The sequence below is a fragment of the Microcoleus sp. N3A4 genome, from assembly GCF_036701805.1.
Taxonomy (GTDB): domain Bacteria; phylum Cyanobacteriota; class Cyanobacteriia; order Cyanobacteriales; family Microcoleaceae; genus Microcoleus.
In genome coordinates this window covers 1-11,830 of record NZ_JAUBRJ010000046.1, presented here as the reverse complement: position 1 = coordinate 11,830, position 11,830 = coordinate 1, and the positions used below count along the sequence as shown (strand labels likewise).

At 47.9% G+C, this 11,830-nt stretch carries 7 protein-coding genes; 5 read left to right on the top strand and 2 right to left on the bottom strand.

Annotation, left to right across the window (positions count from 1 at the left end; translation table 11 throughout):
• Positions 1-10: 10 nt before the first annotated feature.
• Positions 11-280 carry a YciI family protein gene (locus QUA56_RS23440; RefSeq protein WP_071883992.1) on the bottom strand — a complete coding sequence of 90 codons (270 nt, stop codon included), beginning with the start codon at positions 278-280 and terminating at the stop codon, positions 11-13.
• Between the two features lie 254 nt (positions 281-534).
• Here QUA56_RS23440 and QUA56_RS23435 point away from each other — a divergent pair, with 254 nt between their 5' ends.
• The gene (locus tag QUA56_RS23435; protein ID WP_333362389.1) at positions 535-738 is read left to right on the top strand and encodes a Uma2 family endonuclease; all 204 of its coding nucleotides are present in this window, start codon (positions 535-537) and stop codon (positions 736-738) included.
• Positions 739-1,005: 267 nt separating this feature from the next.
• Here QUA56_RS23435 and pheT read toward each other — a convergent pair whose 3' ends face one another.
• Positions 1,006-3,540 carry a phenylalanine--tRNA ligase subunit beta gene (gene pheT / locus QUA56_RS23430; protein WP_333362277.1) on the bottom strand — a complete coding sequence of 845 codons (2,535 nt, stop codon included), beginning with the start codon at positions 3,538-3,540 and terminating at the stop codon, positions 1,006-1,008.
• Between the two features lie 533 nt (positions 3,541-4,073).
• Here pheT and QUA56_RS23425 point away from each other — a divergent pair.
• The 4 genes from QUA56_RS23425 to QUA56_RS23410 all read left to right on the top strand — a co-directional run bounded on the left by QUA56_RS23425 (position 4,074) and on the right by QUA56_RS23410 (position 11,751).
• Positions 4,074-5,705 carry a serine/threonine-protein kinase gene (locus tag QUA56_RS23425; protein ID WP_333362274.1) on the top strand — a complete coding sequence of 544 codons (1,632 nt, stop codon included), beginning with the start codon at positions 4,074-4,076 and terminating at the stop codon, positions 5,703-5,705.
• 314 nt (positions 5,706-6,019) lie between these two features.
• On the top strand, positions 6,020-9,226 hold the full coding sequence (locus QUA56_RS23420; RefSeq protein ID WP_333362387.1) for an MASE1 domain-containing protein: 3,207 nt from the start codon (positions 6,020-6,022) through the stop codon (positions 9,224-9,226).
• A 27-nt stretch (positions 9,227-9,253) separates the two neighbouring features.
• On the top strand, positions 9,254-11,041 hold the full coding sequence (locus QUA56_RS23415) for a PAS domain-containing sensor histidine kinase (RefSeq protein WP_333362271.1): 1,788 nt from the start codon (positions 9,254-9,256) through the stop codon (positions 11,039-11,041).
• A gap of 221 nt (positions 11,042-11,262) precedes the next feature.
• On the top strand, positions 11,263-11,751 hold the full coding sequence (locus QUA56_RS23410) for a hypothetical protein (RefSeq protein WP_333362267.1): 489 nt from the start codon (positions 11,263-11,265) through the stop codon (positions 11,749-11,751).
• The last annotated feature ends 79 nt before the right edge of the window (positions 11,752-11,830 follow it).

Below are 11,830 nucleotides of genomic sequence, written 5' to 3'. Positions count from 1 at the left end.
GTTATCCCCTTCAAAAAGCTTGAATCCACTCTTTCACATCGTACTCAGTCCAAACCCCATTTACCCAATAAGGATCGGCTTCCACCAATTCTCGCACGGCCGCCTCATCTTCGGCTTCGTAAATTGCAAAAACTTTTGTTAAATCTTTCGTTGGCCCGATCGTACTTAATACTCCCGATTCCTTTTGCTTAGCCAATCCAGCCAAATGAGCGTCCCGAAACGGAGCGCGTTTTTCGATGACATCTTCGCAGTAACTTCCCCACATCACATATTTGGTCACGATTTTGAGCCTTAGATGAATTTGTTTAAAAATTATTGTACAATAGGAGTAACAGGATTTAACGAAAATTTTAAGGATTAAGATTAATTAACCGCAGAGGGCGCAGAGGGCGCAGAGGAAGAGTGGAAACAGAGAGGTTTGTTGGATATGAGGATAAATTTATGACTTTATTAGACATTCGCCTGTTGACAGTTGAAGAATATCACCGAATGGCAGAAATTGGTATTTTTGACGAAGATAAACGAGTATAATTACTGGCTGGACAGATAGTAAAGATGGCAGCAAAAGGAACAGCACACAGTGCAGCAGTGACACGGACAGATAAGTTACTGAATAACCGTTTGGGACAGCGGATATTGGTGCGGCTGCAAGATCCAGTTCGGTTAAATGATTACTCGGAACCTGAACCGGATATTGCTGTAGTATTCGTAGGGTGCGTCGCCCTGAAAAATCCCTAACTAAATATGGAAAATCTCATAGCGACGCACCTTGAACCATGTTTAAAAAACCTTTTTACCAAATATAGCAATCCTAAATGATTTGCTTGCATTATACGCGAGCATCTTGCTCGCGTATAATGCAAGAATTCTGGTCTCGCTCGATTTTGCGACTGATTTAGGATTGCTATAATTGTTGGGTTTGTTGGCTGAATCCGCGATGGTACAGGTGCGTCGCTATGGTATTGCCGATCTTTCTCAGGGATTTTCGAGAGACGCACCCTACGTTTAGCTTCTCAAACTAACGCCAAATTTCTCAACTAAAACATCGCGAACTTTTTGTTGTGCCGGTTCGACATCAGTTTCGCTCAAAGTTCGATCGCCCGCGCGGTAAATTAACCGAAAAGCCAAACTCCGCTGTCCCGCCGGCACGTTGTCGCCCCGATATTCGTCGAACAGTTCCACCGAATCCAGCAAACTCCCGCCCGCCTTTTTCATCGCACTCTGCATCTCAACAACCGGAACTTCAACCGGTGCGAAAAACGCAATGTCTCTGTCAGAAGCGGGGAAACTCGAATAACCCGCAAACTTGCGAGTCGAATTGCTCGATCGCCCTAATTCACCCAACAGCACCGCTAAATCTAATTGAAACACGTAAACCTGCTCAGGCAAATCCTTTTCTTGCTGCAATTGCGGGTGCAACTGTCCAAAAACTCCTAAATGTTTCCCGTTTAACGATAACGCAGCGGTGCGGCCAGGATGCAGTCTTGTGGGGCGGGCATCTTGCCCGCTATTAATAGGATAAACATCTTGCTTGCCATCATCTTGTCGATATTCCACCGACAAACCCAACTCTTGAAATGCGCTTTCCAAGATACCTTTTGCCTCAAACCAAGTCAAAGGTCGATCGCGCCCTCCCTGCTGCCATTTCCACACAGTCGGATCGCCGCCGATAATCCCCGCAACTGCATCAGCTTCCTTCATTGTGGGGTGGGCATCCTGCCCGCCATTAATTGTGGGGTGGGCATCCTGCCCGCCCTCTTCCTTCCAGAAAATGCGCCCGACTTCAAAACCGTTTAGCGCCCCATTTCCCTGTTCCAAATTGTACCCGAAAGCATCAATCAAACCCGACAGCATCTCAGTCCGCAAAGCCGAATACTCCACAAACAGGGGATTCGCCAGCACAACCTGATTGTCTCCCTCAGTTTTCACCAAAGAATAGTGCATCAGTTCCGTCAAACCGGCCGCCCGAAAAGCCGATCGCACATTCCGAATTGCCACATATTCTGGCGACAAATAACCGGGTTCAGTTTTGCTGGGCAAAGTATCGCAGAAATTGTCATAACCGTGGAGTCTGGCAACTTCTTCAATTAAATCAATTTCCCTTTCTAAATCGCGGTAGCGGTAAGCAGGAACAGCAACTGTAAACACCCGATCTTTTTCAGTCGGAACAACTTCGCATCCCAAGGCTGTGAGAATATTTTTTACCTCTTCCGGTTCCAGATATTTAGAACCGCCAGTTTCTCCTCTTTTCAACTGCCCCAAAACCAGATTTACTCGGTCTAAACGCAATTCGAGCGATCGCGAAAAACTCAAATCATCGCCGGAACTCGCCGTTTTCTGCACCGTCGCAGCGCCTCCAGCCAACTCCAAAATTAGAGCTACAGCGCGGTTGCAAGCCGTCGTCAAAGCTGCCTGATTCACCCCCCGTTCGTAGCGGATCGATGCCTCGCTCCGCAAGCCTTGAGCGCGCGCAGAACGGCGAATCGTTGCCTGGTCAAAAATCGCGGCTTCCAAAACTAAATTTTGCGTTCCTTCGTGAACTTCCGTATCTTCGCCGCCCATTACTCCAGCTAAGGCAACGGGTTTGTCGCTAGCAGTAATTAACAGGTTTTGTGCTTGCAAATTGCGGTTTTGTCCGTCCAAGGTTTTGAAGGATTCGCCTGTTTTGGCAAAGCGGACGCCGATGCTGATATCCTGAGTGCCGGTGAAAGATTGCAGGCGATCGCGATCGAAAGCGTGCAGCGGCTGACCCCATTCCAATAAAATGTAATTAGTTACATCAACCACATTATTAATCGGTCGCACTCCCGCCGCCTGCAACCGCTGCTGCAACCAAGCTGGAGAAGCAGCAATTTTCACACCTTCAATTGCCGTGCCGATGTAAATCGGGCAGCCTTGCGGTTCCGATATTTCTACTGCCAAACTAGGACTTTCTTTGCCCTCAATCGCAACACCATGCGCTTCGGGAATTCTCAAACTCGCCCCAGTTAGCGCCGCCACTTCCCGCGCCACGCCCACCATGCTCAAAGCGTCAGCCCGGTTTGCAGTTGCTGTCAAGTCTAAAATCACGTCGTCTAAACCCAAAAGCGGGCGAATATCGCTGCCCAATTCGGGATTTTCTAACTCGAAAATGTGAATGCCGGCTGACTCTTTAGATAGTCCCAATTCGGCCAGAGAGCAAATCATTCCTTCGGAAGGAACGCCCCGCAGTTTAGCAGGTTTAATCTTTAAATCAATTGTCGGCAGAAAAGTTCCGACAACAGCGACAGGCACATAGATGTCGGCCCTAGCGTTGGGTGCGCCGCAAACAATATTCAAAGCTTCACCAGAGCCGACATCCACTTGACAAACTCTCAATTTGTCTGCATTCGGATGCTGTTCGCAGGCGATGATTTTGCCCAAAACTACGCCGCTTGCCCACGGGCGCCTGTCTTCGATATCTTCGACTTCAAACCCGGCCATTGTCAGAGTTTCGGCTAATTCTTCCGGGGAAATCGACACATCCACCAATTCCCGCAGCCAGTTTAGAGAAATACGCATAGTTTAGTCAGTAGTTAGTTGTCAGTGCTCGGTAGTTATTAGTCATTAGTCTGCGCCGGCGGGCTTCGACGGTGCAGTCCCAGAATTTATTCGGGAAAGTTTTTGATACCACACTAATTTAATTTTGTCAAGACTGTTATGGTACACATAAGCAAAAACGAGCGATCGGCTACTCATGTCTATCGCTGCTGGGGGATGAGTAACATTCTCAATCAGAGAATGAGGTATGCTAGAGACATCTAACAGCGCAAAAAGCATCTATTTTAGAAAGACTTTACACAAAAAAGGACAACTTTAGCAAGTCTTTAAACTATCTTCAGGGATAATCAAGGGAAAAAACTCACAGCAGCGAGATAATCAAAATAGGGAAAAGATATCGACTTAAAAGACTTAGGTGCAATTCCAATTCGCAACCGAACGCACGGCCCGCCGCCAACTGATAGACAAGTATTTCTAGCAGAAGCAGCAAAAGGGAATTTGTGCAGTCGAGCGACGCTGACAAGATCAGAACAATATAGGCAAACTCAATCAATATGAGCTACTGCGTAAATCCCGGCTGTCCCCATCCTCAAAACCCTGCAGATTCTATTCTCCAATGTCAGACTTGCGGTGCGCGGTTATTGCTGCGCGCTCGCTACCGAGTCATTGAACCGTTAGGACAAGGAGGTTTTGGAGCTACATTTCTGGCAAAAGACATCTCATTGCCCGGTCAACCGAGTTGCGTGGTCAAGCAACTGCGACCCAGTAGTTCGTCGCCGCGAGTTTTAGAGATGGCGCGGGAATTATTCAAGCGAGAGGCGAAAACTCTCGGCCAACTGGGCGACCACCCGCAAGTACCGAGGCTGCTAGACTATTTTGAAACCGAACAGCAATTTTACTTAGTTCAAGAGTATGTTAAAGGCTCGACTTTGAAACAAGAAGTCAAGCACTCAGGCCGTTTCAACGAATCGGATGTTAAAAATTTTCTATTAGAAATTCTGCCAGTAGTGCAATATATCCACAGCCAAGGAGTAATTCACAGAGACATCAAACCTGCAAATATTATTCGCCGAGTTCAAGACAGCCACTTAGTTCTGATTGACTTCGGAGCGGTAAAAGACCAAGTTAGCCAAACAATATTATTAGACCCCGCTGACCAAAGCGCCAACACGAAATTTTCAGTCGGCACATTTAGTTTTGCTCCCCCGGAACAAATGGCGCTGCGGCCGATATTTGCCAGCGACATCTACGCCGTGGGCATGACTTGCTTGTACTTGCTCACAGGAAAGTCGCCCAAGGATTTAGATTTTGATGGAGTAACTGGCGAAATTGTTTGGCAGCCCCACGTTCAGGTGAGTCCAAATTTTGCGCGGATTCTCGCAAAAATGCTCAAGCCGATGGTTGGGCACCGCTTCCAATCGGCAGGAGATGTGATCAGAGCTCTTTCCGGCGAATTTGAAGACCCAAGTCTGATGGAGGGCTTGGCAACTCAATTCAACGGCTCTTCTCGTACTGTTGAAGAACCGACAATATTTAATGACGGGGGTTCTTCGTGGCAAGCGCCCCAGAGCAAAATCAATCAAGATTTGCGATCGAACCACACCCGCACCGGTAGAACTTCATTCAGCCAATCCGGGAACACGGGGATGCAGCCCAGAGTTTCCCGAACTCTGGCTGAGTCCGGCAGAACTTTCGGAACGGTTGGACCTTCCAGCGACAATTTAGCAGCGTCAAAGCTATCGAAAGTTGCTCCTAAGTGGGACACCAACAGCTTGCGAGCGGCATATTTTAAAGGCAAGCGCGATTTTGCTGACTGCGAACTGTCGGGTTTGCAACTGCAAAAAGCGCAGTTGGCGGGGGGGAATTTTTATCAGGCTAGGTTGGTGAAGGCAAATTTGCAAGCAGCGGATTTGTCGGGGGCGAATTTGGGTCACGCGAGGTTAATTCAGGCGAATTTGCGAGATGCTAACTTGACAGAGGCTTATTGCAGCACTGCTAATTTTGAAGGGGCGGATTTCCGAGGTGCTGACTTGACGGGGGCTTATTTGGCTAAGGCGAATTTGCGGGGAGCAAATTTGTGCGGGGCGAATCTTACCAACGCTACAGTTTCTGAGGAACAACTGGCAATGGCAAAGACCAATTGGCTTACTATTAAGCCAGATGGCAAGCGGAGTTTTGGATTTTAAGAAGTTATTAGTCATCAGTCAGCAGTCAGTAGTCAGTAGTCAGTAGTCATTAGTCAGCAGTCAGTAGTCAGTAGTCATTAGTTAGTGGGTAGCTGCTACGAATAACAACAGTCAGCAGTCAGCAGTCAACAGTCAACAGTCAACAGTCAACAGTCAGCAGTCAACAGTCAGCAGTCAACAGTCAACAGTCAACAGTCAACAGTCAACAGTCAACAGTCAACTCCCCCAGTCAGGTGAGTCGCCAGGAGGAAGCCCGATCGCCCCAATGCCGCTTAAATTTAAAACTAGCAATGGAGGATTCGATCGCACTAAACATGAAACTGCTCAACCGCCGCACTCGACCGCTTCTGCACGCCGGTATCCTGGCTCTGACCTACTTTGTTACCGGAAAACTCGCAGCGTCGATGCTGGGGCTGGTAAAAGCCGAAGTCTCCCCCGTGTGGCCGCCCGCCGGCATTGCTCTAGCGGCGCTGCTACTGCTAGGGCGGCGGATGTGGCCGGGAATTGCCCTCGGTTCGGTGCTGTTAAACTCTACCGCCGGTATACCGTCCGCCGTCATTGTCACATCAGCCTTTAGCGTCACCCTGCAAGCGCTGGCTGGGGAGGCTTTGCTGAGCCGGAGCGGATTTTCTACCAAACTCGATCGATTGCGAGATGTTCTGAGTTTGGTGGCGGGCGCTGTCATCGGGTCTACTTTGCTCGGTTCTACCCTCGGCAACTTGGGCGCGTGCATTTTTGGTTGGGTTCAGTGGAGCAATTTCTCTCGCAACTGGTGGACTACATGGCTCGGAGACGGCATGGGAATTTTGATCGTGACGCCAGTGCTGCTGACTTTAAACCACGCCGTTAATAGTTTTAAATTTCCACTAAAACTGAGATGTTTCATTATTCTCAATTACTTGTTTAGGAACAGGCAAGATGCCTGTTCCACAAGAGATGAATTTTCTCGCTTCACAGGCATCTTGCCTGTTCTTGACAATGGTGTAAAATGTGAGGTAACACCTGGGATTATTTCAAGATTGAAAGCAGTTTTTCAATTGGAAAATTACAAATTACAAATTACAAATTATCCGAACACATTTTCTGCCAATAAAAACCGCTATAATCTTATATTTTTAATTGTTAATTATTCAGAAATAGCGCTTTGGCTGACTCTCTTGCTGAGCGTTAGCTGGCTGTTTTTTTGCTCGAAAACACAGGCGGGGATCGCTCTGTATCCGCTGGAGTATTTGCCTTTTCCTCTGATAGTTTGGGCCGCCCTGCGGTTTCAACCGCCGGGAGCGATTTTTGCTTATTCGATCGTGTCTTACATCGCGATTTTGGGAGCGGTGCAGGGAGGCGGCCCATTTTTTGCCAAAAGCGATAATCTCAAACAAGCGGTGTTGTTTTTACAAGCTTTTATCGGTACGATCGCCCTTGTGGCTCTGATGTTGGCGGCCGCCGTAGCAGAACGCCAGCAAGCGCTGCAGGAAGTGCGCCGCACGGCCGCGGCGCTGCGATCGCGCGAAGCTAGTCTGGCCAAAGCTCAGCGCATCGCTCAGTTGGGCAATTGGGATTTAAATTGCGCCGCCGTCGCAGTAACTGAGAGCTTTCAGGAATTGTCGGAACACCTTACACCCAATATCGAATTGCGGTGGTCGGACGAACTTTACCGCCTCTTGGGTTTGGCTCCGGGAACTGTCAAACCGACACCAGAAGTTTTTTTGCAGGCCGTACATCCAGAAGACCGAGAATTGGTGGCGCGATCGCAGTGTCAAGCTATGTTTGAGCGCAAACCCTACTGCATTGATTACCGGATCGTGCTTCCAGACGGCGGAGTGCGTACTGTCTGCGAACAGTCGGCAATTAACTCAAACGTCATTTCCGCCACAGTCCAAGACGTTACCGAACGCCACCGCGCGGAAGCGGCTTTGCGGGCGTCCTCCGAGCGCGATCGCTTGCTGTCAGAAATGGCGCTGCGAATTCGCCACTCCCTCGACCTCGAAGAAATTCTCAACACTACTGTTGCCGAAGTCCGGCAATTTTTCAAGGCAGACCGCGCTTTCATCGGTATTATGGACGCAGACGGGGTACATCTTCCTAGCCCGGTGTACGGTAAGGTTGTGGCCGAGTCTGTGGATGCCCAATGCCGTTCTCTTTTGGGGTGGGTACTCGCTGACGAGAATCACCTCGAAAACCAGAAAACTTTTTATGCTAACAACCGCGTCCGAGCTATCTCCGATACTGCTAGCGTTCAAGTCAGCGGTGCAGTTGCCCAATTGTACAGCGACTATCAAATTCGCGCGACGTTAAATGTGCCGATCGTCCTGGGGGATGAATTGTTCGGGATCTTGGCCGTCAACCAGTGTTCGGGGCCCCGCCAGTGGCAGGAATTTGAAATTGATTTGTTGGAAAAACTCGCTACCCAAGTGGCGATCGCTCTCCAGCAAGCCCAACTTTTGCAGCAGGTAAAAGCTCTCAATGCCAACTTGGAATCTCAAGTCGAGGAACGCACCCGCCAACTACAGCAAAAAATGCACGAACTGCAAGAAAGCAACCGCCTGAAAGACCTATTTTTGCACGCAGTTTCTCACAATCTCCGCACTCCTGTTATGGGAATGTTAATACTGCTGAAAAATTTGCTCAACAAATCGCCCTCTGAGTCTCTACAAGATGTTCCGGTTTCTCGATCGATTTTGCAGCGGATCGTTGAAGCCAGCGAACACCAGTTGACTATGGTTAATTCCCTCCTCGACGCTCACGCTAGCGAGGTCAAAGGTATTGTTCTCAATACTGTACCGCTGCACTTACAGTCTTTAACTTCAGCAATTGTTGCCGATTTAGAACCGATGCTGGCAAAAAATCAAGCAACTTTGACTCAGGAAATACCGCCGGATTTGCCGCGAGTCAATGCCGACAGCAAACACTTGCAGCGGGTGCTGGAAAATCTGCTGACTAATGCTATCAAACACAATCATCCGGGAGTCAATATTACTTATAAAGCCGAGGTAATAGAAGTTGAAAAAACGCTAAATTTTGAAGGAAATTCACAGGTTTTAACATCCCAAAATACTCCGCTCGCTCGCTGTATCGCTAACCGGATATCTGCTTGGGGCGATCGTCCTGGGATGCTCGACACCGGTGGGGAATTGCCGCTGGGGGCGATCGACACTACCCAGAAAAAGCAGGAAACCCTGGCCAAATTTAACCTCGACGGCAGTTGCAAAATGCCCCGCTATCAGGGTCAAATTGGCAATACTGGCGGCAAATTGCCCGGAGTCACCGTAAAAATGGTTCGCTGTACTGTAACAGATAATGGAGTGGGAATCAGCGCCAAACAGCGGGAATCTCTGTTTGAACTTTACGTTCAAGACCCTAATAGCCGACAATTAACAGGGCTGGGTTTGGGATTGTACCTCTCCAAGCAAATTATCAAAGCTCACGGCGGCTCGATCGGCGTCGAAAGCACTCCCGGAGGAGGCTCGACTTTCTGGTTTTCGCTACCTGCACTCAACTCGGACGATCCCTCTTTCCCAATCTAAAATCTAAAATCTAAAATCTAAAATGGTATGAGCTATTTGGGCAATGCAAAATCAGTTCAGGCGTTAACGGTTTACGAGGTGTGGCGCGATCGCTTCCTCCGAGATCGGCTGCGCCCTGCTGTCGCAATTGCCATCTTTTTTGCCTTCACAATAACTGTCTATTTTCTGGGCGAAAGATTCTTCGCTGGCCAGGAGTTTAAAAGTGTTTATTTGTACACGAGCGCTGCTGTAGAATTGGGTTTGTTGACCTGTTTTGTGCTGCAAAAAACCTCGATCGGACACCGCTATCCCGGTTTGCTATTTTTGGGTTTTTCGTGGTCGCTGACGGTGGTTGTACAGCTTGGGTTAGCTGTCGCACAAGCCGGGGAATTACCAATTTTTACCTGGAGTTTAGCGTTTCTGATCCAAGCTACGCTGATGCCCGTCCGCTGGCGCCTCCACCTGATTTCTCAACTCGGCGTTTTGTTTTGCCACGTCGGGATAAATTTGGTTTTAAATCTAAGTTTTGCTAAGTATACTCCTTTTAAGTTGACCGGGTTGTACTTATATTTGTTTTGGTTTTGTTTGATTTGCGATTTGTCGGTTTATTGGTACGAATGTCTGCAACGGAAAGAGTTTAGTACGAGGCGCGAGTTGGAATCTGCTTACCAGCAGTTGGAGGTGGCGGAGGCGAAGTACCGCAGCATTTTTGAGAATGCCGGCGAGGGAATTTTTCAAAGCACTCCCGACGGCCGCTACATTACTGCAAATCCAGCTTTGGCGCGGATTTACGGCTGCGATTCCCCGGAAGAAGTGACGGCAAAGTTTACTGATATCGAGCGGCAGTTGTATGTCGATCCAAATCGCAGAAATGAGTTTTTGCGAGCGATCGAGGAAAGCGGCACAGTGTCGGATTTTGAGTCTAAAATTTACCGCTCAGATGGCAGTATTGTCTGGATTTCCGAGAAGGCGCGGGCAGTACGGGACAGCACGGGCTCCCTGCTTTATTATGAGGGTTTAATTGAGGATATCACGCAGCGCAAACAGGCACAAGAATCGCTGCGGCTGTTTATTCACGCTCTTTCTCACGACTTGCGAAACCCGGTGGCGGGAATGTTAATGGTGCTGAAAAATTGGCAGAATAAAACAGGGGAATCGATCGCAATTCCGCGTTCTGTTTTGGAGCGGATGATTCAAGGTAGCGAGCAGCAATTGCGGTTGATCAATTCGCTGTTGGAAGTTCACGCCGGGGAATTGCGCGGTTTGGTTCTGCACTGCGAACGGGTAGATTTGAGGGCAATAGTTGAAGCGGCGGCGACAGATTTGGAGCCTTTAATGAATGAGGGTCAAGCTACTTTTAAAAATTTAGTCCCGGATGATTTACCAGCCGTCAATGCTGACTATACTCAGTTGTGGCGCGTATTTTCTAATTTAATTGCTAATGCTTTAAAGCACAATCTGCCTGGACTGAATTTAACAGTTTCAGCTAAAGTCATTCATGCGGAAAAATCAATTTTCAATCAAAACGCAGCGAAACATAAGAGCGAGCAGTTACCAATTCCCCCCGAACAATTCCCCATTCCCCATTCCTCAAGTAGCATGATTCGCTGTACAGTTGAAGATGACGGGGTGGGAATATTGCCGGAACAGTGCGAACATCTTTTTGACCTTTACGTTAGAGGCGATCGCTCCCGACACTCTGTTGGTTTGGGTTTAGGTCTATATCTTTGTCGGCAAATTATTGGCGCTCACGGCGGGGAAATTGGGGTAATTAGCAGTCCCGGTGCAGGGGCTATTTTTTGGTTTACTTTGCCTCTGGCTGAGAATAGCAGGTGAATTTTTTGTCTGTTTAACTACATTTGATACTTTGGTTGTACCGTTGCAGGTTGTTTTGAGTGGCTCCAGCCGAATTAGTCGATCGAACTATTGATATTAATTTAAAACCGTGGTATAATTACCGCAATGTTTTTAATAAAAAAAATTCTATATTCACATTTACTTTAGAAATAGCATTTAATCTAGAAAATCTCTAAAACTAGATAAAAAATCTGCAATTTATGTTTGTCCATAAAAGCTCAGAAAATACAGCTAAAGACGATGCAGCTAAGTACGACTCAGCTAAATATAACGAGCGGTCGTTCTCAACTTTAATTCGGGCGCTCCGTCTTTCCCAAGGTTACTTTTCTTTCATTTTAGTCAACTGCAATTCCCTAGCTTTGCGGCAGCAAATAGTCGATCGGCTGCAAGCAAATTGTGCCGTGAAACCGCGACAACTGTTTTTGCCCGAATCGGCGACAACTCTCTACACGACAATCGCAGCAGAACTAGACGGCGAAATGCCTACAGCTTTAATGATCCTCGGTTTGGAATCAGTGGAGACGATCGATAGATTGCTAGTTTCTACCAACCTACTATGCAGCGAATTCAGCAAAACATTTTCCTTTCCCGTCGTTTTTTGGGTGACGGATGAACTTCTGAGAAAAATCATTCGCACCGCCCCGGATTTATACAATCGGATGACGACAATTAGATTCATCAGTCATTAGTCAGTTGTCAGTTGTTAGTTGTTAGTTGTTAGTTGTCAGTTGTTAGTTGTCAGTTGTTAGTTGTTAGTTGTTAGTTGTT